At 74.4% G+C, this 24,683-nt stretch carries 18 protein-coding genes and 1 pseudogene; 12 read left to right on the forward strand and 7 right to left on the reverse strand.

The window, feature by feature from the left end; genetic code table 11:
- From ccrA to B207_RS35985, 4 genes are all read left to right on the forward strand, one after another.
- Positions 1-1,326: a crotonyl-CoA carboxylase/reductase gene (gene ccrA, locus B207_RS0127815; RefSeq protein WP_018639976.1), complete on the forward strand. Its 1,326-nt coding sequence runs from the start codon at positions 1-3 to the stop codon at positions 1,324-1,326.
- A gap of 115 nt (positions 1,327-1,441) precedes the next feature.
- Positions 1,442-2,110 carry a TetR/AcrR family transcriptional regulator gene (locus B207_RS0127820; protein WP_195905370.1) on the forward strand — a complete coding sequence of 223 codons (669 nt, stop codon included), beginning with the start codon at positions 1,442-1,444 and terminating at the stop codon, positions 2,108-2,110.
- A 405-nt stretch (positions 2,111-2,515) separates the two neighbouring features.
- Positions 2,516-3,898 carry an FAD-dependent oxidoreductase gene (locus B207_RS0127825; RefSeq protein ID WP_018639978.1) on the forward strand — a complete coding sequence of 461 codons (1,383 nt, stop codon included), beginning with the start codon at positions 2,516-2,518 and terminating at the stop codon, positions 3,896-3,898.
- 5 nt (positions 3,899-3,903) lie between these two features.
- On the forward strand, positions 3,904-5,619 hold the full coding sequence (locus B207_RS35985; protein ID WP_018639979.1) for a phytoene desaturase family protein: 1,716 nt from the start codon (positions 3,904-3,906) through the stop codon (positions 5,617-5,619).
- Here B207_RS35985 and B207_RS0127835 read toward each other — a convergent pair.
- On the reverse strand, positions 5,547-6,347 hold the full coding sequence (locus tag B207_RS0127835; RefSeq protein ID WP_018639980.1) for an ABC transporter ATP-binding protein: 801 nt from the start codon (positions 6,345-6,347) through the stop codon (positions 5,547-5,549). The genes B207_RS35985 and B207_RS0127835 overlap by 73 nt on opposite strands.
- 297 nt (positions 6,348-6,644) lie before the next feature.
- Between B207_RS0127835 and B207_RS0127840 the strand changes: the two genes are divergently transcribed.
- The 3 genes from B207_RS0127840 (at position 6,645) to B207_RS0127850 (ending at position 8,928) form a co-directional block, all read left to right on the forward strand.
- Entirely contained in the window at positions 6,645-7,511 is an 867-nt protein-coding gene (locus tag B207_RS0127840; RefSeq protein WP_018639981.1) for a helix-turn-helix domain-containing protein, read from the forward strand.
- Positions 7,512-7,622: 111 nt separating this feature from the next.
- Positions 7,623-8,285: a superoxide dismutase family protein gene (locus B207_RS0127845; RefSeq protein ID WP_018639982.1), complete on the forward strand. Its 663-nt coding sequence runs from the start codon at positions 7,623-7,625 to the stop codon at positions 8,283-8,285.
- 160 nt (positions 8,286-8,445) lie between these two features.
- Complete coding sequence (locus tag B207_RS0127850) at positions 8,446-8,928, forward strand: hypothetical protein (RefSeq protein WP_018639983.1); 483 nt, start codon at positions 8,446-8,448, stop codon at positions 8,926-8,928.
- Between the two features lie 112 nt (positions 8,929-9,040).
- On the opposite strand, the gene B207_RS0127855 is transcribed toward B207_RS0127850, so the two are convergent.
- Positions 9,041-10,312, reverse strand: coding sequence for an Acg family FMN-binding oxidoreductase (locus B207_RS0127855; protein ID WP_018639984.1), 1,272 nt, complete (start codon positions 10,310-10,312; stop codon positions 9,041-9,043).
- 144 nt (positions 10,313-10,456) lie between these two features.
- On the opposite strand from B207_RS0127855, the gene B207_RS0127860 reads away from it, so the two are divergent.
- Both B207_RS0127860 and B207_RS0127865 read left to right on the forward strand, forming a co-directional pair.
- On the forward strand, positions 10,457-11,095 hold the full coding sequence (locus tag B207_RS0127860; protein ID WP_018639985.1) for a response regulator: 639 nt from the start codon (positions 10,457-10,459) through the stop codon (positions 11,093-11,095).
- 549 nt (positions 11,096-11,644) lie between these two features.
- Entirely contained in the window at positions 11,645-13,270 is a 1,626-nt protein-coding gene (locus B207_RS0127865) for a bifunctional aminoglycoside phosphotransferase/ATP-binding protein (protein ID WP_035742680.1), read from the forward strand.
- 230 nt (positions 13,271-13,500) lie between these two features.
- Here B207_RS0127865 and B207_RS0127870 read toward each other — a convergent pair whose 3' ends face one another.
- Positions 13,501-14,727 carry an acyl-CoA dehydrogenase family protein gene (locus B207_RS0127870; RefSeq protein WP_026311520.1) on the reverse strand — a complete coding sequence of 409 codons (1,227 nt, stop codon included), beginning with the start codon at positions 14,725-14,727 and terminating at the stop codon, positions 13,501-13,503.
- 590 nt (positions 14,728-15,317) lie between these two features.
- Between B207_RS0127870 and B207_RS0127875 the strand changes: the two genes are divergently transcribed.
- A complete protein-coding gene (locus B207_RS0127875; protein ID WP_230205273.1) occupies positions 15,318-17,327 on the forward strand; it encodes a serine/threonine-protein kinase in 2,010 nt (669 codons plus the stop codon).
- Here the strand turns inward: B207_RS0127875 and nifV are convergent.
- Entirely contained in the window at positions 17,299-18,534 is a 1,236-nt protein-coding gene (gene nifV, locus B207_RS0127880; protein WP_084692368.1) for a homocitrate synthase, read from the reverse strand. The two genes, B207_RS0127875 and nifV, sit on opposite strands and share 29 nt — an antisense overlap.
- Positions 18,535-18,916: 382 nt before the next feature.
- Between nifV and B207_RS0127885 the strand changes: the two genes are divergently transcribed.
- Positions 18,917-19,966, forward strand: coding sequence for a threonine aldolase family protein (locus B207_RS0127885; RefSeq protein WP_018639990.1), 1,050 nt, complete (start codon positions 18,917-18,919; stop codon positions 19,964-19,966).
- An 18-nt stretch (positions 19,967-19,984) separates the two neighbouring features.
- Here the strand turns inward: B207_RS0127885 and B207_RS43095 are convergent.
- From B207_RS43095 to B207_RS0127900, 3 genes and pseudogenes are all read right to left on the reverse strand, one after another.
- Positions 19,985-20,441: pseudogene (locus tag B207_RS43095) on the reverse strand (TIGR03618 family F420-dependent PPOX class oxidoreductase).
- Positions 20,442-20,450: 9 nt separating this feature from the next.
- Complete coding sequence (locus tag B207_RS0127895) at positions 20,451-21,422, reverse strand: class II glutamine amidotransferase (protein ID WP_018639992.1); 972 nt, start codon at positions 21,420-21,422, stop codon at positions 20,451-20,453.
- Between the two features lie 143 nt (positions 21,423-21,565).
- Positions 21,566-21,859 (reverse strand): protealysin inhibitor emfourin, encoded by a 294-nt coding sequence (locus tag B207_RS0127900; RefSeq protein ID WP_018639993.1) that lies wholly within the window; start codon positions 21,857-21,859, stop codon positions 21,566-21,568.
- 207 nt (positions 21,860-22,066) lie between these two features.
- On the opposite strand from B207_RS0127900, the gene B207_RS42430 reads away from it, so the two are divergent.
- On the forward strand, positions 22,067-24,520 hold the full coding sequence (locus B207_RS42430) for an NHL domain-containing protein (protein WP_018639994.1): 2,454 nt from the start codon (positions 22,067-22,069) through the stop codon (positions 24,518-24,520).
- Positions 24,521-24,683 lie beyond the last annotated feature (163 nt).

A 24,683-nucleotide genomic window follows, 5' to 3' on the forward strand; every position in this document is an offset into this window, starting at 1 on the left:
ATGGCCGGTTCGCCGCGGTCGGCGCAGCGGCGGGCGGAGTTCGCCGCGTTGCCGGTTCCGGAGTCGTACCGGGGTGTGGTGGTGCGGCGTGACGAGGTGGGGATGTTCGAGGGGCGGGTGTCGCGGGACAAGGATCCGCGGGAGTCGTTGCATGTGGACGAGGTGGCGACGCCGGAGCTGGGGCCGGGTGAGGCGTTGGTGGCGGTGATGGCGTCGTCGGTGAACTACAACACGGTGTGGACGTCGATTTTCGAGCCGTTGTCGACGTTCGGGTTCCTGGAGCGGTATGGGCGGACGTCGCCGTTGGCTGCGCGGCATGATCTGCCGTATCACGTGGTGGGGTCGGATCTGGCGGGTGTGGTGTTGCGGACGGGGCCGGGGGTGCATGCGTGGTTCCCGGGGGATGAGGTGGTGGCGCACTGTCTGTCGGTGGAGTTGGAGCGGCCCGAGGGTCACAACGACACGATGCTGGATCCGGAGCAGCGGATCTGGGGGTTCGAGACGAATTTCGGTGGTCTCGCGGAGCTGGCGTTGGTGAAGGCGAACCAGTTGATGCCGAAGCCTGATCATCTGAGTTGGGAGGAGGCGGCGGCGCCGGGGCTGGTGAACTCGACGGCGTATCGGCAGCTGGTGTCGCGTAACGGTGCGGGGATGAAGCAGGGGGATGTGGTGTTGGTGTGGGGGGCGTCGGGGGGGTTGGGGTCGTATGCGACGCAGATGGCGTTGCGGGGTGGGGCGTTGCCGGTGTGTGTGGTGTCGTCGCCGGCGAAGGCGGAGATCTGTCGGTCGTTGGGTGCGGAGCTGGTGATCGATCGGGCGGCGGAGGGGTATCGGTTCTGGTCGGACGAGCGGACGCAGGATCCGCGGGAGTGGAAGCGGTTCGGGGCGCGGATCCGGGAGCTGACGGGGGGTGAGGATCCGGACATCGTGTTCGAGCATCCGGGGCGGGAGACGTTCGGGGCGTCGGTGTTCGTGGCGCGGCGTGGGGGGACGGTGGTGACGTGCGCGTCGACGAGTGGGTTTCTGCATGAGTACGACAACCGGTATCTGTGGATGAATCTGAAGAGGATTATCGGGACGCATTTCGCGAACTACCGGGAGGCGTGGGAGGCGAACCGGCTGGTGGCGCGGGGGTTGATCCATCCGACGTTGTCGCGGGTGTATCCGTTGGAGCAGACGGGGCAGGCGGCGTTCGATGTGCACCGCAACGCGCATCAGGGGAAGGTCGGTGTGCTGTGTCTGGCGCCGGAGGAGGGGCTGGGGGTGCGGGATGAGCAGATGCGGGCTCGTCACCTCACCGCCATCAACCGCTTCCGCGGCGTGTAGCGCCTGACGGGAGGGACCCGCACCGCACCGGCCAGGTGTGCGCGGCGGGGCGGCCGGCCTTGGCCGGCGCCCCGCCGCGGAGCTGGTAACCTGCCGGTTGAGGAGGACTGTTGCGGTGTCGGCAGAAATCACCCGACCCGCGTCGGGCGGCAGTGCTCAGGGCGGTGGAGCGGCTCCCGCCGAGCCGGGCAGGCCTCGAGCCCAGGGGCAGGGGCGGGCCCGGGTGGGTGCGCGTTCCTCCCGCCGCGAGGAGCTGCTGCACGCGGCGGCCGTCCTGTTCGCCGAGCGGGGCTTCCGCGGGGTGGGCATCGAGCAGATCGGGGCGGCTGTCGGCATCAGCGGCCCGGGTATCTACCGCCACTTCCCGAGCAAGGACGCGATGCTCGTCGAGCTGCTCGTCGGCATCAGCAGATACCTGCTGGAGAACGCCCGCGATGCCCGCCAGGCCGGGGAGAACTCCGCACAGGCCCTCGACCGCCTCGTCCGCGGCCACGTCGAGTTCGCCCTCGACCATCCCGAGCTGATCGTCATCCACGACCGTGACCTGTGGAGCCTGCCGGAGGAGGCGGCCCGTGAGGTCCGCCGGCTGCAGCGTGCGTACACCGAGCAGTGGGTCGAGACTCTGCGCGAGGCGCGGCCGGAACTTGGCGTGGCGGCGGCACGGGCCCGCGCGCACGCGTTGTTCGGGCTGATCAACTCCACCCCGCACAGCGCGAGTGACCTGGGTCGTCCGGAGATGGCCGCGATGCTGCACACCATGGCCCTCGGCGCTGCCCACAGCTGACCGCTGCCAGTTGATCGCGTCGCCCACGAGATCCGGCCCACAGCCGCGCCCGTCCGGCCTCGCGAGATGCCCTCACTTTCCCTCCCAAAGCGGAATCTCAGTCCGGAAAACGAGGTTCTGGTATCGGGGGGTGGTGCTCTTCCACACTGTGCACGCCATTCCGCCATCACAGTTCTTGCGCCACGAACGAGGCTTCTCTACGTTGCCTGATGGGTGGCCGGTAGTGCGCGGAAGCAGGTCGGACGGGCGATGCGGCCCGCTGGGCGGTGCCGCCGGACGCAGAACGGCCCCCCGCGGCGTCGCCGGTGGGATCACCGTGCGGCACCGGCCGCGCGGAGATGATCCGGGCGCGGGCCCCGAGGGCGCCCTCGCGGCCCGACATCGGTGATGAGGAGTGGACTGCAGATGCCCCAGGGAAATGAGACCGGCCCGCTGACCGTCGCGGTGGTCGGGTCCGGACCGTCCGGCTTCTACGCGGCGGCCTCGTTGCTGGAGCAGAGCGACGTGCCGGTCCGGGTGGACATGTACGAGCGGCTGGCGACGCCGTGGGGCCTGGTGCGCTCCGGTGTCGCCCCGGACCACCCGAAGATCAAGGCCGTGTCCAGTGTGTACGCCGCGATCGCCGCCCACGAGAACTTCCGCTTCTTCGGCAACGTCGACATCGGCTCGACCGTCACCCGCGAGGAGCTGACCGAGCGCTACGACGCCGTGCTGTACGCGGTCGGCGCGCAGACCGACCGGCGCCTCGGCATCCCCGGTGAGGACCTGCCGGGCAGCGAGTCGGCGGTCGACTTCGTCGGCTGGTACAACGGCCACCCCGACTACGCCCACCTGAAGTTCGACCTGACCGGCGAGCGCGGAGTGGTGATCGGCGCCGGCAACGTCGCGCTGGACGTCGCCCGCATCCTGTGCTCCCCGCATGAGCGGCTGGCCCGTACCGACATCGCCGACCACGCGCTGGAGGCGCTGCGGGACTGCGCGCTCAAGGAGGTCATGGTGGTCGGGCGCCGGGGTGCCGCCCAGGCCGCGTTCACGACCGCCGAACTCAAGGAGCTGCCCGAGTTCACCGAGTCCGGGGTGGACGTCGACCCGGCCGAGGTCGCCGAGCAGCCCGGCGAGGACGCGCTGTCCCGCCTGGTCAAGCGCAACCTGGCCATCATGCGCGGCTACGCGCAGAACCCGCTGCCGCCCGGTGCGCGCCGGGTCGCGCTGCGCTTCCAGCGCACCCCGCTGGAGATCCGCGGCGACGGCCGGGTCGAGGAGATCGTCTTCGCCCGCAACGCGCTGAAGGTCGGCGAGGACGGCTGGGTCAGTGCCGTCGACACCGGCGAGCGCGAGACCGTCGCGACGAGCCTGGTCCTGCGGGCGGTCGGCTACAAGGGCCGGTCGATCGAGGGCCTGCCGTTCGACGACCGCCGCGGTGTGATCCCGAACGTCAACGGCCGGGTCGACGGTGTGGAGCGCGAGTACGTGGCCGGCTGGATCAAGCGCGGGCCGACCGGCATCATCGGCACGAACAAGAAGTGCGCGTCGGAGAGCGTCGGCCGGCTGCTCGCCGACGTCGCCGACGGCTCGCTGCGCCGCCACGAGCGGGACGGCTCCGTCGACACCCTCGCCGACATCGAGGGCTGGCTGCGCAGCCGGCAGCCGCACCTGGTGACCGAGGCCGGGTGGCGGCTCATCGACGCCGCCGAACGGTCCACCGGCGAGCCGTCCGGGCGGCCGCGGGTCAAGCTGGTCCTCACCGAGGAGCTGCTCGACATCGCGCTGGAACGCCGGATCGCCTGACCGCGGTGCCCACGCGGCCGGGAGCTGCCGCGACCGCGGACGCCGTCGTCGTGGGCGCCGGTGTCAACGGCCTCGTCGCGGCGAACCTGCTGGCCGACGCGGGCTGGGACGTCGTGGTCTGCGAGGCGCAGGACGCACCGGGCGGTGCCTGCCGGTCGGCCGAGGTGGCCGCACCCGGTTTCGGCACCGACCTGTTCAGCGCCTTCTACCCGTTCGCGGCCGGTTCCCCTGCGCTGCGCGGCCTGGCGCTGGAGGACCACGGCCTGCGGTGGTGCCATGCCCCGCTGGTGCTCGCCCACCCCACCGCGGACGGTCGGTGCGCGCTGCTGTCCACCGATCTCGCCGAGACGACGGCCTCGCTCGCCGACTTCGCCGCACCGGACGCCGCGGCCTGGCAGGCACAGGCCGACCTGTGGGGACGGATCCGTGAGCCGCTGCTCGAGGCGCTGCTCGCGGTGCCGTTCCCGCCGGTGCGGGCCGGCCTGCGGCTCGCCCGCACGCTCGGCACCGCCGACGCGCTGCGGTTCGCCCGGTTCGCCGTGCTTCCCGTCCGCAGCTTCGCCGCGGAGGAGTTCGCCGGCGCGGGCGCCGGGCTGCTGCTGGCGGGCTGCGCCCTGCACACCGACCTCGCCCCCGAGTCGGCCGGTTCGGCGCTGGTCGGCTGGCTGCTGGCGATGCTGGGCCAGGACGTCGGCTTCCCGGTCCCGCGGGGCGGCGCCGGCCGGCTCACCGGGGCGCTGGTCGACCGGCTGCAGGCCCGCGGCGGCGTCCTGCGGACGGGAACCCGGGTGGACGCGGTGACCGTCAGCGCCGGCCGGGCCCGCGGGGTGCGGCTCGCCGACGGGACGCTGCTGGCCGCCCGTCGCGCGGTGCTCGCGGACGTCGACGCGGTCGCGCTCTACCGGAGCCTGGTCGCCGCCGAGCACCTGCCGCCGCGGCTGCTCACCGACCTGGACCGCTTCCACTGGGACTCCGCCACCTTCAAGATCAACTGGGCGTTGGCGGGCCCGATCCCCTGGGCGGACCCGCGGGTGCGCCGGGCCGGCACCGTCCACCTCGGCGGCACCCTCGACGATCTGACGGAGATGTCCGCCCAGCTCGCCCGCGGCCTGATCCCGGCCGACCCGCTGCTCGTGCTCGGCCAGATGACCACCGCCGACCCCACCCGGTCGCCGGCGGGCACCGAGAGTGCCTGGGCCTACTTCCACCTGCCGCAGCATCCGCGCGGCGACGCCGGCGCGGCGGGCGGCGCACCCGTCACCGGCCGCTGGGACGCCGCCGACGTCGCCCGCCTGGTCGACCGGGTGGAACGCCGGCTGGAGGCGGCCGCCCCCGGCTTCACCGCCCTGATCGCCGGCCGGGACGTCCAGTCACCCGCCCGGCTCGAGGCGATGGACCCGGGCCTGCGCGGCGGGGCGATCGGGGGCGGCACCGCCGGCCTGCACCAGCAGCTCGTCTTCCGCCCGGTGCCCGGCCTGGGCCGGCCCGAGACCCCGATTCCCGGCCTCTATCTGGCGTCGATGTCGGCCCACCCCGGCGGTGGTGCGCACGGCGGGCCGGGGGCGATGGCGGCCCGGGCCGCCCTGCGCGACACCGGGCCCGCCGGCCCGCTGCGGCGCCGGGCACTGGCTGCCGCGCACCGGCGGATCTACGCCGGCCCGAACGAGTCCCGCAACGCCTCGGAGACCGTGCGGGCGACCCGGCCGAACGCCCCGTCGTAGCGCAGCGACTCCGCCCGCGGGTAGTCGAACGGCACCGCGACCTCGGTGAGCAGCTGCCCGGACCGGGCGGAGAGCACCCCGACCCGGCTCGCCAGCGCCACCGCCTCGACCACGGAATGGGTCACGAACAATCCGGCGAAGCCCTCCCGCAGGTGCAGCTGCTGCAGCTCGTCCCCGAGCCGCTGGCGGGTGATCTCGTCGAGTGCGCCGAACGGCTCGTCGAACAGGTACAGCGCCGGGCGGGCGGTCAGGGCCCGGGCGAGCGAGACCCGCATCCGCATGCCGCCGGACAGCGCCCGCGGCCGGTGCCGCTCGTAGCCGCGCAGGCCGGTGAGGGCGAGCGCGTCCGCCACCAGGGCGTCACGCTGCGGGCGCGGGACGCCGTCGAGCTCGGCGAACAGCCCGACGTTCGCCGCGACCGTCCGCCAGGGCAGCAGGGTCGGGTCCTGAAAGATCAGGGCGGGGGAGCCGGGCCCGGCCAGCACCGTCCCGGACGTCGGCACGGCGAGACCCGCCGCGATCCGGAGCAGGGTGGACTTGCCCGACCCGGAGGCACCGATCAGCGCCACGATCTCCCGGTCCCCCACCTGCAGTGAGACGTCCCGCAGCACCGTGGAACCGTCGGGGAACGTCATCCCGGCCCGCTCGAACGCCAGTGCCGTGCCTGGCGGCGCCAGACCGACCGGGCGGGACGGGGGCCGCGTCGTACGCCGGGTCCAGGGCCGCATGGGGTCATCATCCCGTCATCCCGGGCGGCCCCACCACCCGGGCAGCCGGCGGCAACCAGCCTCGTGACCTGGGTATTTGACGGATAGCGGAATGCACAGTAAAAGCTTTCCGTCGTATGCGGACGGGGGCGCCGGCGACCACACGGCGTGGAGCGGCCGGCGCTGTGGAAAAATTGCTGCGAGATGGAGCGTGGATGGTCTGCCGGTTCTCCGACGATCCACTTCGGCCAATCCACTTCGACAAATCCGCTCCGGCGGATCCCGTGGCATCGCGAGGACCGCGACTAGGAGGACAGCGTGCCGAACGGCGAGCCCATCGTGTACCGCATCATGTTGGGAGCCCGCCTGCGCCGCCTCCGTGAGAGCACGGGCATCACCCGGGAGAGCGCCGGATACCAGATCCGCGCCTCCGACTCGAAGATCAGCCGGATGGAGCTCGGCCGGGTCGGTTTCAAGGAACGCGACGTCGCCGACCTGCTCACGCTCTACGGCGTCGTGACCGACACCGACCGCGCGCCGATTCTCGCACTCGCCCGGGAGGCGAACCGTCCGGGCTGGTGGCGTGCGTTCGCCGACGTCGTGCCGAGCTGGTCCGAACCGTATCTCGGGCTGGAGACCGCCGCGGCGCTGATCCGCACCTATCACCTGCACCTCATCCCCGACCTGCTCCAGACCGAGGAGTACGCCCGCGCGGTCATCCGCCAGACCAGCAGCCGAGGCGTGCTGGGCGACGAGGTCGTCGACCGGATGGTCGCGATGCGGATGACCCGGCAGCGGCTGCTGTGCAGCCCGGACGCGCCGAAGCTGTGGGCGGTCGTCGACGAGGCCGCGCTGGGCCCGCGGATCGGCTCCACGGCCGTGCTGCGAGCCCAGCTGGCGCACCTGGCCGAGCTGGCCACGGCGTCGAACATCATCATCCAGGTGCTGCCGGCCGCCTACGGCGGGCACGTCTCGGCGGGCGGCACGTTCACGATCCTGCGCTTCACCGAACCCGAGGTGCCGGACGTCGTGCACATCGAGCACCAGAGCGGCACCGTCCACCTCGACCGGGCGGAGGACGTCGACCGGTACGAGGAGCTGATGAACCGGATCGGTGTCGACAGCGTCACCCCGGACCGCACCCCCGCCTACCTGGCCCGGCTCGGCAGCCGGCTCGGCGTCTGAGCCGGTGGGCGACCGCCCTGTCGGCCTGGTGACACCGGGTGGCCACCGTGTGGCAGCAGGGCATTTCGCTCCGTAGGCTGGGGCCGCCCCGTCCGCAGCCTGGAGGTCGCCTTGCGACGCACCCCGTCCCGCACCGCCCTCGCCGCCGCCGTCGCGGCGACAGCCGCGAGCCTCGTCCTGGTCAGCGGCTGCGGCTCCGACGACGACGAGGCGTCCGCCGCGGCGCCGGCGCCGGCCGGCACTCCCGCCGCCTCCAGCGCCCCGACCGCCACCGGCGGCACCGGCGGCGGCGTGGATGTCGTCCTGCACGACGCGGGCGGCGCCGAGGTCGGCACCGTCACACTCACCCCCGTCGACGGGGCGGTGCGGGTCGAGGGCCGCTTCCACGGCCTGCCGGGCGGCAGCTACCACGGCTTCCACATCCACCAGAAGCCGGTCTGCGACCCGAAGGCCGCCGACGGGGCGTTCAGCACCGCCGGCCCCCACTTCAACCCGGCCGGGGCGCCGCACGGCGAGCACGCAGGCGACCTGCCCCCGCTGCTCGTCGACCGCGACGGCACCGCCCAGCTCACCGCCGAGACCGACCGGTTCACCCTCGACGACCTGCGTGGCGGGGGAGTCGCGCTGGTCGTGCACGCGCAGCCCGACAACCTCGCGCACATCCCCGATCGCTACCGGGCCGGCGACGCGCCGTCGCCCGGCCCCGACGAGAGGACCGACGCGACCGGTGACGCCGGCGACCGCATCGCCTGCGGGGTGCTCGCGAAGGCCTGACGGCGCACCCGTGGTGCGCCACCCGTGGTCCTTGGTCCCCCGCCCGGGCGGACCAAGGCAGGGTGACCCCGACCCGTTTCCGGTGACACCGTGAGGTACGACACCGAGGGTGGGGAGGATCTCAATGTGGAGCCGTCCGACCGTATCCACCGCTTTGGCGATGGACGTGAACGCCACCTACCTGGCCTGCGACGGGACCCGGGTTCCCGTGCTCGTCTCGCTGGGTTTCGACCCGCTGGACCCGGTCGCGGTCACCATCCGCGCCCGGGCCGGCGACCCGGGCCCGGCCACGCTCACGCTCGCCCGTGACCTGTTCACCCGCGCCACGGCTCCGGCACCTGTGCCTGTGCCGGCGCCTGTTCCGGACCCGCCCCCGGCCGGCCCGGAGGGGGGCGGGGCGCCGCAGGCCCTCGCCGCACCGTCCGGTGGGATCGGGCCGTGCGTCGAGCCGGTGCTGCGCGGCGGCCTGCGCCTGATCGCGATCTCGCTGCCCGGCCCGCAGGGCCGGACAGCGCTCGAGATGTCGGCGACCAGGGTCGTCGGCTTCGTGCGGCGGACCTACGAGGTGGTCCCCGCGGAGGCCGAGGCGGCCCTCATCGACCTCGACCTCGAACTGGGCCTCGCCGCCCTCGGCTGCACGTGACGACCCACGCCCCCGCGGGTTCCGGCGCCGGGCCGCCGGCCGTGGCCGACAACCACGGTTGGCGCGCGGCGGCGGTCGTCCCCCGCGCGGGCCTTCCCCGCGCGGGCGGTGCCTACTCGACGGTGAGGATCTCGCCGACGGGCCGGCGCGGGGTCAGCGCCGAGGCTGCGGCATCCCGGCGGGGATAGCCCACCCGCAGGATCATCTGCACGTGTCCGGCGATGCTCAGCATCCGCTCGATCACCGACCGGTACCCGTCGCTGTCCACCGGCTGCCCCATCGGGGACGCCGCCGCCCCGGCGGCGGTGACGGTGAGCAGGACCCGGGCGAGCGCCTGCCCCGCCCGCAGCCGGTCCTCGGCCTGGTCGGCATCGGTGCCGATCACGAACACGGCGGGACGCTCGACGGCCTCCGGGTCGGCACCCCGCCCGCCGGGCGGCGAGGGCGGGGCGCCCGGCACGCCGGCCGGGTCGAAGTCACGCAGCGGGAAGTCGCTGGCCCGGGACGGATGATGCGTCGAGGCGACACCGGTCGGGACCCCGTCCGCCGTCGGCCCCTGCCCGCGCCGCCACGCGGCCAGCTCGGCCCGGTAGGCGGGGTCCGTCTGCTCCGCCCAGTCCGCGCGTGCCGCGACCACCGCGGCATCGAGTCGCTGGTCGGAGTGGGCCAGCGGCATCAGCCAGGCACCCTCCGCCTCCGCGGCCCGCCGCATCTGGTCGACCAGCGCCGGGTCCAGCGGGTGCCCGTCGAACGGGCGGCGGTCCGTGTGGCGCGCGCCGGCGGCGGAGAACAGCAGCCGGTCGGCGGCGGTCGGCGGGACCCGCCCGGCGACCCCCATCGACGCGAGCACCAGCTCGTCGGACAGCACCGGCTGCAGCGCGCCGCAGCCGGTCGTCTCCGGCAGCAGCTCCACGACCGGCTCCAGGCCGAGCACCCGGAACGCCAGGCGGGCGTGCAGCAGCGCCGCGCCGCAGCTCACCAGCAGCTGCCGACCCTCCGGGTCGAGGACGGCGAGCCGCCGTTCGACGTCCGGCCGCAGGGTCAGCAGGCCGTCGGCGAGGCGCCACCGCCAGGGCTGGGTGTTGTGGATGGAGGGCGCGAGCGAGGCTGTTGTCACGACCTCCACGGCCACCTCGCGACGGACCTCCGTCGTCACCGACTCCATGATCGAGACCTCCCCTCGCCGCTCGGTGGCACGCACCGAGCGTGCCGTGCCGTGCGCGCGGACAACATCCACGGTAGTCGGCGGCGGACCACCCGACGGTCGGCCGACGGGACCATCGTGCCGGCGGCGCGGGCCGGCCGCCGACGGATCCGTCACGTCCGACGGGTACCGCCCGGCGCCCGCCCGCACCCGTCGCGGGCCCGCTCCGACCGTGGTCACGTGCGGAACCGCCGGTCCGTCCCCTGCCGCCGGACGGCCGCCTCGCGGCGGTCGGCAGGACCCCGCGGACCGGGTCGGACGTCCCGGCCGGCGCGGCCGATGTGACATGGGCGAAGGGCCCACCCCGCCCGTATGGTCGCAGCCATGGAAAAGATCCGGGTGTTCGTTCTCGATGACCACGAGATCGTGCGGAATGGTCTGCGTCAGACGCTCGCCCGGCATGACGATATCGAGGTCGTCGGAGAGGCCGGGCTGGCCGCGGAGGCGCTGCGGCGCATTCCCGCACTGCATCCCCATGTGGCGGTGCTGGACGGGCGGCTGCCCGACGGCAGCGGCATCGACGTGTGCCGGGAGATCCGGTCGGCACTTCCGGGTGTGGCCTGCCTGATCCTGACGTCCTATGACGACGACGAGGCGCTCTTCTCGGCAATCATGGCCGGTGCGGCGGGGTATGTGCTGAAGGAGATCCGCGGGAACGACCTGGTCGGGGCCATTCGCACCGTGGCGTCCGGTCAGTCGCTGCTCGCCCCGTCGGTGACGCGCCGCGTGCTGGAGCGGCTGCGGGACGGGCCGAACGAGGACCCGGCCATGGCCACGCTGAACCAGCGGGAGCGCGAGATTATCCAGCTGATTGCGGACGGGCTCACCAACCGGCAGATCGGTACCCGGTTGGGGCTGTCGGAGAAGACGGTGAAGAACTACGTGTCGAGCATTCTGGAGAAGCTCGGGCTGGCCAGCCGCACCCAGGCCGCCGTCTATCTGATGAAGCAGGCCGCGGAATAGCCGCGCTCGGAGTGTGCCTGCTCGTCGGCGCGCTCCTCGTCGGCGCGCGGGCAGCCGTCCGCCTCAGCTGGTGGGCGGTCACGGAGCTTGGCCACCAGCAGGCCCAGGCAGCGCCGCCGCACACCGGCGACACGGCGGACCGCCGCCCGAGAGGCCCGGCGGACCGCCGTCGGAGAGGCCTGGCGGACCGCCGGGGGAGAAGGACGCGTCCGCGGGGGGCCGGGTGGAGAAAGGCCTAGACACCGGCCCGCCAGGTGTGGGCCGGTGTCCCGGCGCCGGCGGCCTTACGTCCCGCGGTGGGCGGGCGGGAGGTCGATAGGGAACGGGGCGGCAGGTCACCTGACCGGACGGGACGAATGGGGGATGCTGGCGGGTGCGGGAATCGGGCCGGGGAGGAAGATCTCCACGGCTGGACCTGCCGATCGATACCGGCACCGCACGGCTGTTCCGCCCCCGATCACCATCGCGAGAAAGGCGCTTTCAGCTCCGGGCGGGGCGGTGGTGCGCGGCCGGGCACGAACCGCCCCGAAGAACGGTCTGGAGACGAAGATGTTTCTGCATGACGACGCTCCTCGAAGGCAGGCCACCGACGTACAGGCAGCACCGCCCGGAACACCGCCCGACGGTCCGGTACCCGGTCCGGCATCAGGCCCGGCGCCGCGGGAACTCCGCCTCGACACCCGGGAAACCGTCGAGACCACGACCTCTGTCGTCTTCCTCACCGAGGACCGCGCCTACAAACTGCGTAAACCGGTGGATCTGGGATTCCTGGACCTGCGTTCCCGCGGTGTGCGGCTGCGGGCCTGCGAGGACGAGGTGCGGCTGAACCGGCCGCTGGCCCCCGACGCCTATCTCGGCGTCGCCGATATCCGGGATGAATCCGGAGTGCTGTGCGACCACATGGTGGTCATGCGGCGGATGCCGGCCGCCCGCCGCCTCTCCACCCTGGTCGCAGCCCTCCCGGCCGGCGCTGACGCCGTCCTCGGTGAGCTGCGGATCCTGGCCCGGCGGCTCGCCGCGTTCCACGAGGAGTGCGAGACGTCGACCGAGATCGCCCGGGACGGTGGCCTCAGCGCACAGCAGGCGCTGTGGCTGGCGGCGATGGACGGCATCGCGCCGTTCCGCGGCCGGCTCATCGACGCCGCCGTGGCCGACGAGATCGGCCGGCTCGCGCTGCGGTACCTGGCCGGGCGCGGGCCGCTGCTGGCCCGCCGCCAGCGCGCCGGGCGGATCCGCGGTGGCCACGGGGACCTGCGGGCCGGCGACATCTACTGCCTGCCTGACGGCCCGCGGGTGCTGGGCAGCGTCAGCTCCGACCCGGCCCTGCGCCGCGGCGACGTCTTGGGGGACGTCGCCTCGCTGGCAGCGGACCTGGAGCACCTCGGCGCGCCCGCGGCGGCACACGCCGTCCTGGCCGCCTACCGCGAAGCGGCGGGGGAGACGGGCCCCGCGTCCCTGGAGCACCTCCACCTCGCCTACCGGGCGGTGGTGCGGGCCGGGGAAGCCTGCGTCCGCTCCCACCAGGGTGATCCGGCGGCGGCCGCGGACGCCCGCGGGCTGGCCGCGCTGGCCCTGCGCCACCTGCGCCGCGGCCGGGTCCGGCTGGTCCTCGTCGGCGGCCTGCCGGGCACAGGGAAGTCGACCCTGGCCCGGGAGCTCGCCGGCCCCGGCCCCGGCGAAGGCTGGCTGCTGCTGCGCTCGGACGTCGTCCGCAAGGAACTCGCCGGCCTGCCTCCCGAGGCCAGTGCCGTCGCGGAACCCGGCGAGGGGATCTACGCCGCCGACGCGACCGAGCACAGCTACGCCGAGCTGCTCACCCGCGCCCGTCACGCGCTTGAGCACGGGCAGAGCGTGGTGATCGACGCATCGTGGTCGTCGGCCCGCGCCCGCGCCCTGGCCGCCGCGGCGGCGCGGGAGTGCGACGCCGAGCTCGTGCAGCTGCGCTGCGTGAGCCCGCCTCGAGTCGCGGTGGCGCGCATCGTGGCCCGCACAGCCGCCTCGGCGGCAGGCCGCGCCGGTGCGACCGACACCGGGCCGGTCGACCCGTCGGACGCCACCGAGCGGGTCTACTTCGACATGGCGACCCGCACCGATCCGTGGCCGGAAGCCCGCGACGTCGACACCGCGACCTCCGCCGACACCGCGCTCGCCCTGGCCCGCCCCCTCGTCGACTGACCCCGGCCGGGCCGACCCGCGGCGGGACCGTTCCCACCCGCCGTGCCCGTGTCACCGCCACGCCCCTGTCGCCTGGGCGTGGCGGTGACACGGGCACGGCGGCGGCGTCCTCGACAGGCAGGGTTCAAGGCAGGCAGGGTTCAAGATAGTCAACGGTGTTGACGGTGCGAGGCCACCGTAAGTGATCTTGATGAGGTCCTCGGGGGTGGGTACGCGGCCGCCGCCGCGAACTACCGACGCATCAGCAGCGGGCCGCCGAAGAGGTGCGCGCCGACCATCTCGAAGTTCGTCGTGGCCAGGGTGATGTGCCGGGCCGCGGTGTGGATGTCGCGGAAGCAGCGGTCGAGGCCGTCGCCGGAACGCAGCGCGGCGGCGCCGGCGGCGGTGTGCAGCATGGTCACCGCGGAGACGCAGTTCTCCGCGACGCTCGCCGCGGCCAGCCGGATGACACCGCTGAGCTCCTCGCCGCCGGTCTCCCCGTGCGCCATCGCCTGGTCGGCCGCGTCGGCGAGGACCAGTTCGGCCGCCCGGACGAGCGCGGTGGCGCGGGCGAACGTGGCGTGCACGGTCGCGCTGTCGGCGAGGGAGTGCGTCGAGCGGGCCGGGACGGTGCGCCCGGCCAGCTCCCGAAACACGTCCAGTGCCTGCTGGGCGATGCCGAGCGCGGTGGAGGCCGTGGTGAACGGCGCGAAGTCGTAGTAGGCGATCGAGTAGCCGCGGGTGCGCCGCACGGCCGGTGGGCGGCGCAGCAGAGACCCGTCGACGGAGTGGCTCTCGGGGACCACGACGTTGTCCACGGTGAAGCTCCCGCTTCCGGTACCGCGCAGGCCCAGGGAGTGCCAGTCGTCGCTGAAGGACGCCGTGCTGCCGGGGATGAACAGCATGCGGATCGGGGCCGCGCCGTTCGGGGCCGGACCGTCCTGACCGCGCTGTCCGCCCGGTGAGCCGGACGCGCCGGACGCGCAGGGAGCGCAGGGAGCGAGCACGGCGGCGCAGAGCAACCAGTCCGCGTGCGTCGCGCCGCTGGCGAACGACCACGTCCCGCGCACCCGGTAGCCGCCGGGCACCGGTACCGCCTCGCCGGTCGGGTTGACCCCTCCGACGACGAGGCCGCGGCTGGTGCAGAACAGCCGGGCGGCGACCTTGTCGGGCAGGTAGTCGGAGAGACGGCCGACAGCGCCCTGTACCCCCATCTGCCAGGCTGCCGACGGGTCGATCCGGGCGAGCGCCTGGAGCACCGCGGAGCCGGTGCGCAGGCTGACGTTCGCACCGCTGAAGGAGTGGGAGACCCACATCCGGTGGAACTCCTGGGCCCGCAGGGCGTCCATGACGGCGGTGGGGGTGGCACGGTCCCGCTCGGCCTGGGCCCGCTTCTCGGCGAGCAGGCCGCTGACGTTCTCGACCCGGGACAACCATGTCCTGGTTTCGTCGGCCTGAGCCGGGGAGAGGGGTGTCATTCGCCAACCGCCGTGTCGTCGTGAGCGCGGGCGACCGGCCGGTGCCGGAGGGATCCGCATCTACGACTCGATGGTAGGCATTTTTCCGCAGTCCCACGGCTGGGTATGAGAATGTTCCGTTTCTGCGGATGACGTTCAGCCCGTCTTGGTGTCCCGGTGGCGGGGCCGGTGACCGACCTACGCCCCTTGCGCGGCGCCCCTCCGCCCGCCGCCCTCCGTCATCGCCCACAGCCCAGGCGGGTGACGGCGGTGATGGCCGAGTTCGGGGTCGAACCACAGGCAGGGAACGGTTCGCGGCATTGCTGGCTCCTCGTGGTCGTCGCGGCGGCATCGCGTAAGTTCCGCAGGGGGCTCACGCATGCCCGTCCGAGGTAGGACCAGACGGTGTGCGTGAACTCATCGGTCGGTGCCGAACCTGCCGGTGTGGCTGTGCGTTGGTCGGGTGGCTGTCCGGCCGGCCGGCCACGCGGGGTGTGCTGGTGTGGCCGGGGTGGCGTCCCCGGATCGGCGTGCGGGCGTGTCGTGCCGGTTCTGGACCAATGGGGCGGGTAGTACGGGAGAATTCGGACGTGCCGGAGAAGGCGGAGCCAGTGACGCGCAACGACCGCCCCACGGACCGTGCCGGCCTGCTGGCCGGCCGCTATCGGCTGGGGCGGATCCTCGGCAGCGGAGGAGCGGGAATCGTCCGGGAGGGCGAGGACACACTGCTGCGCCGCCCGGTGGCGATCAAGCATGTGCGGCTGCCTCCGGTGGCGTCCGACGAGGAGCTGGCGATCGCCCGGGAACGGGTGCTGCGCGAGGCGCGGGTCGCCGCCCGGCTGCGCCATCCGGGCCTCGTCGCCGTCTACGACGTGATCGAGTCCGAGAACTCGCCGTGGATCGTCATGGAGCTGGTGGAGGGGCGTTCGCTCGCCGAGGTCATCCGTGCGGAGGGCCGCCTCGCCCCGGCGGTGGTCGCCCGGATGGGGGTGAGCCTCGCCTACGCGCTGGAGGCGGCGCACCGGTCCGGTGTCGTGCACCGGGACGTCAAGCCCGGCAACGTGCTGGTGACGCCGGAGGGGCAGCCGCGGCTCACCGACTTCGGCATCGCGGTCAGCGAGGGTGACCCCGCGCTGACCAGCACCGGCATCGTCGTCGGCTCGCCGGCCTACATCCCGCCCGAGCGGGCCCGCGGCTCGCGGGTCGCGGCGCCGGGCGATGTGTGGGGCCTGGGGGCCACGCTGTTCACGGCGGTCGAGGGCGAATCCCCGTACGCCGGGGAGGGCGCACTGGCGACGCTCGCGGCCATCGTCGAGGACCGGCGGCGTCCGTTCCGGTACGCGGGCCCGCTCGGTCCCGTTCTGGCCGAGCTGCTCAACCCGGACCCGCGGCGGCGTCCGTCACTGCCGCAGGCCCGGGCGTTGCTGCGCCGGATCGCCGACGCGGAGCCCGACCCGGCCCAGGGCCTCGACGGCCACGAGCCGGAGCGGGTGGACCAGGAGGAACGGGAGCGCGAGCGGGACGACAGCCGGAGCCGAAGCCGGGGCCGCAGGCGGGGCGTGGTCGGCGCCGACCGCGGGGAGACCGACCACCGTGACGCCGACCGTGGGGAGACCGGCCCTGCGGAGGCCGATCATCGTGCCCGCCCCGCCGCCTTCGCCGGCGCCGCTCCGGCCCAGGCCCAGGACGCGCCGGCGGCTCAGGGGCGGGCCGAGCCACTGCTCGCGCCCACGGTCGTCGAGCCGGGCGCCGGTGCGGTGCCCGCCCAGACCGGCCACCGGTCCTCGGCGGGCGGGCGGCAGCGCGGCTCGTCCGATCCGGCGGACCCGTTCGGCCGGTCTGGTTCGTCCGACGGGCCGGGGCGCCGGTGGAGCCGGCGGGCGACCGTGCTGGCGCTGGTCCTCGTGGCGCTGCTGGCGATCGGTGGCGCGAGTCTCGGCCTGGTGCTGACCGACGGCTCCGGCGGCACGGACGGCGCAACGACCGCCGGGCCGTCCGCCACCGCGGCACCGGCGCCGGGCGCCACGGCGGGCTCCGGAGGCGGCGAGGCGGCACCGACCCCCGCGGCTAGCGGGTCGGCCCCGCCGGCGACGACACCCGCCCCGGCGGGGGGTGCCGTCCCCGCGCTGGACGAGATCGGCGCGGTGATCCCGAGCAGCACCGGGCCGGCGCCGGCCCCCGCCGGCCTGGAGACGCACAGCGGCGCGGCCGGCTGGTCGGTGGCCGTGCCCGGCGGGTGGCAGTACACCCGCCGCAGCCCGACCCGCGAACTGTTCACCGCTCCCGGCGGGTTCCCCGAACTGCTGGTGGAGACCCGGGCGGTCGCGGGCCCGTCCGCCATCGGGGCCTGGCGGGAGCAGGAGCCCACCGTCCGGAACGATGACGATTCCCCCGGCTACCAGCTGGTGTCGATCCGGCCGGCAGACGGCGGTGACGGTACGTCCGCGGCGATCTGGGAGTTCACGTCCACCTCGAACGGGCGCACGGTGCACACTCTGGACTACGCGGTGGTCCGCAACGGGCACGGGTACGCGCTGCGCTGGCGGATTCCGGAGGAGCAGTGGGACCCGAACTCCGAGGTCATGCGCCAGATCATCGCCAGCTTCCGCCCGGGCCCGTGACGGTCTCCCTGACCGTCGAGGTGGCCGACCCGGCGGGGGTGACCCGCTGGGTCGCGACCCGGCGGGCCAGTGCCCGCAGCTCCTCGCTGCTCAGCGGCTGCTTGTGGGCGGTGGCATGGTCGCGGACGAGGCCGACGATCGGCTCCAGGTCCTCGTCGGGGGCATCGATGCCGTCACGGTCCATCGCGTGCCGCACCGCCGCCCGTCCGCTGTGCTTGCCCAGCACGAGACGGCGGGACGCCCCGACCTCGGCGGGGTCGAACGGCTCGTAGGTCGCCGGGGCGCGCAGCACGCCGTGGACGTGGATGCCGGACTCGTGGTCGAACACGGCCTCGCCGACGACGGCCTTCCCGGCGGGCACCGGGCGGCGGGCGGCGTCCGCGACGAGACGGGCCAGCGGGCGGAAGGCGGCCGGGTCCAGATCCAGCGGCAGCCGGAGGAGGTGGCGCAGGGCCATCGCGACCTCCTCCATCGGCGCGTTGCCCGCCCGCTCACCCAGCCCGGCGACGGTGGTGCTCACCCAGGTGAAGCCGGCCTGGACCGCCGCGATCGTGTTCGCGGTCGCCAGCCCGAAGTCGTCGTGGGCGTGGATCTCCCAGTCGCCGGGAACGGCCGCCAGCAGCGCCCGGAGCCGGGTGTGCAGGTCGATCGGGTTCGCCACGCCGACCGTGTCGGCCCAGCGGAACCGGATCACGCCGAGCTCCCGCAGCTCCCCGGCCAGGTCGGTGACGAAGGCGTCGTCGGCGCGGGAGGCGTCCTCGAACCCGACGCTGACCCGCAGGCCGTGGTCGACGGCGGCGGCGACGCAGTCCCGGGCGCGGGCGCGGGCCCACGCCCGGTCCTTGCCGAGCTTGGTGCGCAGGTGCAGGTCCGAGGCCGGGATGGTCAGATGCGCGGCGGGGACGCCGCTGGCGACGGCGGCGTCGATGTCGCGGCGGTCCGCACGGCACCAGGCGACGATCCCGGCGCGCGGGACCAGGTCGACGATGCGGCGGATGACCTCCACCTCGCCCGGCCCCATGGCCGGAATGCCGGCCTCGATCTGGTGCACGCCGGCGGCGTCGAGCGCCAGCGCGATCGCAATCTTCTCCTGCGCGGTGAAGGCGACCCCTGGAGTCTGTTCCCCGTCGCGCAGCGTGGTGTCGCAGAAGCGCACCGGTGGCGCGGATTGCGGTTCACGGGGGTGGGACGACCTGCCACTGCTCATGATGGTCACCGGCACTTTCGGCGGCTGTGAAATACCCGACGCTCCGGCTGGTTTCTCCCGGCCCGCCGGACCTTCCCCATCAGGGCAGGTCGGAGGCCTGGTGCCGCCGGAATCGCTGCCGACACTATGATCCGCCGATTTCATGCAAGGATCGCACGGTAGCGGCAGGGTTAACAGGATCCTCGCCGTGAGAACGGCAACGTTATCTTTCAGGATAAGGCGGTGGTAGCCGCCAGGAAAACAACTCGCGCCGGCGGAAAGCGACGGGAAGTCGGGTGGGAATTCGCTGTGGAATCCGCGTTCTCCCGCTGGTGGAGCCGACGCGGGACGGCCCCCGCACCCTCGGATGGTCCCCGAGGGAGGGCGGGCTAACGTCGGGGCCGTGAGCGTCGATCTGCGCAGTGACACCGTGACCCGTCCGACACCCGGCATGCGCCAGGCGATGGCGCGGGCCGAGGTGGGCGACGACGTCTACCGGGAGGATCCCTCCGTGCGGGCGCTGGAGGAGCATGTCGCCGGGCTGCTGGGGCACCAGGCGGCGTTGTTCGTCCCGAGCGGGACGATGGGGAACTTCTGTGCGCTGCGGGCCAGCGCCCCGGCCGGCACCGAGATCGTCGCGGACGTCGACGCGCACATCGTGACCTACGAGCTGGGTGGGCTCGCCGCGCTCGGCGGCGTGCAGACCCGCACCCTGACCGGCCTCGCCGACACCCTCGACCTGGCGGAGGTGGCGGCGCAGCTGCGCGCGTTCCCGGGCGGGCAGACGTACAACATGATCCGCACGAGTGTGCTGGCGGTGGAGAACACCCAGGTCCGGGCCGGTGGCCGGGGGTGGGAGCTGGGGCGGCTGGAGCGGCTGCGCGCGATCACCGACCAGGCCGGGGTGGTGCTGCACTGCGACGGGGCGCGGCTGTGGAACGCGGCGGTGGCGCTCGGGGTGCCACCGGGCCGGCTGGGGGAGATCTTCGGGACGCTGTCGGTGTGCCTGTCGAAGGGGCTGGGCGCGCCCGTCGGCTCGCTGGTCGTGGGGGACGCCGATCTGGTCGAGCGGGCCCGGGAGTGGCGCAAGCGGCTCGGTGGCGGGATGCGGCAGGCCGGGGTGCTCGCCGCGGCGGGCCTGTACGCGGTGCGCCATCACCTCGAGCGGCTGGCGGACGACCACCGGCGGGCCGGCGAGCTGGCGGTGCTGCTCGCGGACGCGGCCCCGGGCCGGGTCCACCCGGAGCTGACCGAGACCAACATGGTGCTGGTGGAGGTCCCCGACGCCCACGCGTTCGCGGGGCGGGCGGCGGCCGGCGGGGTGCTCGTCGGCACCGTCGGCCCGACGACCGCGCGGATCGTGACCCATCTCGACGTCGACGACGCCGCGGTCAGCCGGGCCGGGGACGTCCTCGCGCCGCTGCTGAGCGAGCTGCCGCCCCTGTCGAGGTAAGGCAACCGGTCGGCCGGGTCAGGGGCCGTAGATCCGGGACGGGGTGACGAAGACGGCGGTGCGTCGTTGCTCGGCCATGACCCGGTCGTAGGCGTCCCAGTCGTCGTGGGTGCCACCAGCCGCGGTGAAGATCTCGCGGAGCAGCAGCCGGAGCCGGTCGGCGTCCACCGCGGGGTGCGGATCGTCCGGTCCGACGAGACTGGCGGTTCCCTCGACGGTGGCCCACCGGGACGGTCACGCTGATCTGGGGCCGCCGACGCAGGTGGGCGAGTTTCACCCGGCCGTAGGTCACGAACGCGACCAGCGGGCCCGGCGGGCCGGGTGGGACGGGCAGCAGCGGAGCGGGCAGGAAAGCGGTGTTGACCACCGACGCCTGGATGGTCCCGTCCGCCCGCAGAGTGGAGATGACGGCCAGGCCGCTGTCGGCCCGGGCCAGTTCGGCGGCCGCCTGGAACGCGGCATCGACGGTCGTCACACGACCACGTTACCGAGCGTCACGGGTCGGGCGGGTGTCGCTGGTGCCGGCAGCAGCCGGACCATCGGTCCCTGCGGCCTGGGACGTCGTGGCCTGGGACGTCGCGGCGTGGGAACCGGCGCTCTGGGAGGCGGCGGCTTCGGGGCGCAGATCCGCCAGGGTGAGCGGGTACGCGGGCGGGTCGGGCAGGGTGATCCGGGTGGTGGTGATCTGACCGGGCAGGACACGCACCAGCTCACCCGGGCGCAGCGCCCGCCAGTCGGGATGTTCGTCCATCGGTTCGCTGGCGACCACGACGGAGGCTGCGGCGGCGAGGTCCGTCGAGCGCAGCCGGGTGGTGCCCGCGGCGTCGACGTGGTCCAGCGGACGCCCGCCGTGGTGGCCGCCGGGCTGGCGGCGCAGCAGGTAGAGCGTGTTGGTGTCCGGGTAGCGCAGGGCCCACAGTTCGGTCGGGGTGGTCACCACCAGGTTGATGCTGTAGACGGGCAGGTTCGCGGCGACCCAGCGTGCCGCCGCGGTGATGCCGCGGCCCAGGTCACCGCCGGCGCGGGCGGTCTCGGCGGTGATCAGGGCGAAGAAGCGCTCGGAGTCGGTGTCGCCGGCGACGAGGTCGCGGGCTGGGCCGAGGTGGGCGTCGAGGCGGTCCAGGTCCTCGATGACGCCGTTGTGGGCGAAGAGGCGTCCGTCCTGGCTGAACGGGTGGGTGTTGCGGACCGCCAGGGAGCCGGTGGAGGCGTGGCGGACGTGGGCGACGAACGTGGTCGAGTGGCGGTGCCGGGCCTCGGCGGCGAACTGCCGGTCCTCCCAGGCCGCGATCGGGGCGCGGAAGACGTCGGGGTGGCCGGCGGTGTCGAAGACGCCCAGGCCGGTGCCGTCGGGGTTGCGGTGGCTCTGCTGATCAAGGCTGTCGGGTGCGTCGAGCAGCCAGAAGGTCGCCCGCGCGCGGGTGGGGGCGCTGGTGAGCCCCAGGAGTCGACACATTCGCCTAGCCCCCCGTTCGGTGCCTGTGCCTGTATCGCCCACCCGCCCCGGCCCGGGGACGGACGTCGGGCGGGCCGCAGTCGGCGTGCCCCTGGGTGTTCCCGCCGCCGGGCGCGGCCTACCCCCGGCCGGGCGGGGGGCCGTCAGGGACGGGGCGCGCGGCGGGTGGCGAGCTGGTCGGTGAGCGGTCGCAGCGCCGGCGGCAGCACCGATTCGGGGATGACGGCCGTGCGGCCGTGGCCCGCGCCGTCGAGGAGCCGGACGGTGAACTGGAACGTGTCCCGGGTGGTGGCCGGGGCGGGTGGTTGGTCCCACGGCAGCGCGTCGAGTGCTGTCTCGGCGGCCTGTGCCAGGGCCGGGTCGAGATCCGCTGTGTTCAGGACGGCCCGCCGGGTCATCCCGGCGAGCCCGCCGCTGCGTTCCAGTTCCACCCGCATGCCGTTCATCCTGCCCGCCGTCGGCGTCCGGTACCCGGCCCACGGCATGGTCTGGTCGGAGGAGGGGGTGATACCGCCACGCGCCGGTGGTCGGTCTGGGAGCTTTTGCTAGCATCCTGCACTTCGGGGGGCGGACAGGCTCGGTGGTGGAAGCGGCGCGGCGGGCCGCGCCGCCGGATGGTGGGACGGCGACGGGGAGGCCGGGCAGTGCCGATCATCGATCGTGCGCGGGTGGCCGCGGCACTGCCGGGCTACCGCCTCGGCCGGGAGCTGGGCAGCGGCAGCGTCGGCCTGGTGCTCGCCGCGCAGCAGCTGCCCGCGACCTCCGTGGAGGCGGTCGGGCTGCCCGTGGGAACAGCACCGGGCGACGGCGGCGACCAGGCCGGCCGGAGCCTCGACGTGGCTGTCAAGATCCTCGATCTGGGCGCCGGCCCGGTGCCGGCGGTCGATCCGGCGGCGGAGGCGGGGGTGCTGACCGGCCTGGCGCATCCCCACCTGTGCCGGGTGCTCGACGTCGTCCCGGTGGACGGGCTGTGCGTCCTGGTGACGGATCTGTTGCCCGGCGGCACGCTGGCCCGCCAGAACCTGACCCCACCGGCCGCGGTGGCCGTGGCGGTGGCTGTCGCCGACGCGCTGATGCACGCCCACGCCGCCGGGGTGCTGCACCTGGATGTGAAACCCGCCAACGTCCTGTTCACGGCGGACGGGCGCCCGGTGCTCACCGACGTGGGGGTCGCCGGGCTGCTGGCGGGCACCGCGCCGGTGGCCGGGCAGGTCGTCGGCACCGCCCAGTACCTGGCACCCGAGCAGGTCACGGGCGGTCGGCTGCTGCCCGCCACCGACGTGTACGGCCTGGCCGCGGCCCTGTACGAGCTGCTGGCCGGAGCGCCGCTGTTCGGTGCCGGGCTGACCGCGCCGGAGCTGTTCCTCCATCACTGCGAGGTGGTGCCGCCGCCTCCGCCGGGGGTGCCGCCGACGGTCGCGGCGGTGCTGGCCCGGGCGTTGGCGAAGGAGCCGGGGGAACGGCACCGCGGCCCGGGTCCGTTCGCGATGGAGCTGGCCGACGCTGCCCAGGTGGACTACGGCCGCGACTGGCTCGCCCAGGCCGGTGTCCCGCTGCAGATCAGCGCGGGCCTGCGGGAGCAGGCGACCGCCGCGGCGCCGGCGGGTGCCGCCCCCCGGGTGGGGGCAGCCCCGGCCATCGCGGAGGCGGGCCAGAGCCAGGATGATGATCCGGCGGAGCGCACCACCCGGCTGGGGGATCCACCACTGCCGCCGGTCACCTCCCTGTTACCCGACCCCGTCCCGCCCGCCATCCCCGCACCGGGCCACACCGGGCCGGGCCACACCGGGCCGGGCGCGCCACTCCCACCGCCATCCCCATCCGCCGATCCGGGCCACCCGCCGTTGCTCTCCGACCCGGGCGGGCTACCTGAACCCCCCGGACGGGAGCAGTCGTCCGCGCGGACGCGGCGGGCGGCGATCCTGGCCGCGGCGGGAGTGGCGTTCGCCGGGGCCGTGGCCGCGCTGACGATTCCGCTGGCGGGCGGCGGCGACGCGGCTGCCCCGCCGCGGCCGCCCGCGGGGAACAGCGGTCCCGGGCCGGCCGCACCCGCCGGCCCGCCGCCTCCGCTGCCCGCGCCGCCGCCCTTCCCGGTGGTCGCGGTGGCCGGCACCGGCACCGCCGGGTTCGCCGGCGACGGCGGGCCGGCCGGCTCGGCGGCCCTCGACGGGCCCTTCGGCATGGTCGCCGACTGGGCCGGCAACATCTACGTCGCCGACTTCGGCAACAACCGGATCCGGCGGATCTCGGCGGACGGCACCATCATCACGGTCGCCGGGACCGGCGTGGAGGGTTTCGCCGGCGACGGCGGGCCGGCGACCCAGGCCCAGCTGAGCCATCCCTCGGCGTTGGCGCTCGACTCGGCCGGCAACATCCTCATCGCCGACACCTTCAACCAGCGGATCCGCCGGGTGGATCCGGCCGGGATCATCACCACCGTCGCCGGCAACGGCGAGCACGCGTTCGGCGGCGACGGTGGCCGGGCCACCGACGCCGCGCTGTGGTACCCGGGCGGGGTCGCCGCCGGCCGCGACGGCACCGTGTTCATCGCCGACTCCGGGAACAACCGGATCCGCCGTGTCACCCCCGACGGGATCATCACCACCCTGGCCGGAACGGATGGTGAGGGTTCGGCGGGCGACGGCGGCCCGGCGTCCGAGGCGCTGCTGGCATTCCCGATCAGCGTGGCGCTGGACCATTTCGGCCGGCTCTACATCGCCGACTCGGACAACAACCGGATCCGTCGGATCGGGCTGGACGGGGTGATCGAGACGGTGGCCGGCACCGGCCGGCCGGGCTACTCCGGCGACGGCGGGCCCGCCACCGAGGCCACCCTGCGCGCCCCGCGGGGGGTCGCGCTCGACGCCCAGGATGTCCTGTACATCACCGACCGCACCAACCGGCGGATCCGCCGGGTCGACGCCGACGGTGTGATCACCACGGTCGCGGGCACCGCCCGCCCGGGCAAGCGCGACGACGTCGACCCGACGGCGATCAGCCCGGACGGTCCCGTCGCGCTCGACCCGACCGGAGACCTCTTCGTCACCGACCGCCGCCGCAACCTGGTGCTGCACGTGCACCTGACCGGCCCCGGCTGACCCGGCGCCGGGCCCACCGCACCGCCCGCACCGCCCGCCGTGCGGGCGGTGCGGTGGGCGGCGGCACCGGACGGCGGGGAACAGGCGGGCGCGGTGGGATCGCTCCGAGGACCAGGACCAGGACCAGACCAGGACGAGACGAGACGAGACGAGACGATCGAGG

Source organism: Parafrankia elaeagni (assembly GCF_000374165.1).
GTDB lineage: Bacteria > Actinomycetota > Actinomycetes > Frankiales > Frankiaceae > Parafrankia > Parafrankia elaeagni.